Annotated in this window: 1 protein-coding gene; it reads left to right on the top strand. The window is 75.7% G+C overall.

The annotated features are described in order from the left end of the window. Window positions 1–26: 26 nt before the first annotated feature. On the top strand, window positions 27–338 hold a 312-nt coding region (locus C2142_RS41230), incomplete at its 3' end, for a CRISPR-associated protein Cas5 (RefSeq protein WP_277347306.1).

Below are 338 nucleotides of genomic sequence, written 5' to 3' on the forward strand. Positions count from 1 at the left end.
TCCCGTGCCGCTCCACCGTCCGCGGCATGCTCGCCGCCGCCACCGGCGCACCCACCGAACCGATCGCCCTGGGCATGGCCGCGTGGGCGGACGGCCACGGCGTCGACACCGAGACCTACCACCCCATCGCCGCCGACGGCAGCAATCCCGCCGCCGGCGGCCGGGTCCGGGCCGGGAAAGGAGGAACGACCGCCAAGGACCGGCCCTTCCTCGCCAGCGTCCATCTGACCCTGTGGATCCCCGAACCGGACGCCACCCGTCTGGCTCAGGCGCTCCGCCGGCCACGCCACGGCCTGCGCCTGGGCCGCTCCCAGGACCTCGTCCACCTGACCGCGACC

It is taken from the genome of Streptomyces sp. CB01881, assembly GCF_002953255.1.
Taxonomy (GTDB): domain Bacteria; phylum Actinomycetota; class Actinomycetes; order Streptomycetales; family Streptomycetaceae; genus Kitasatospora.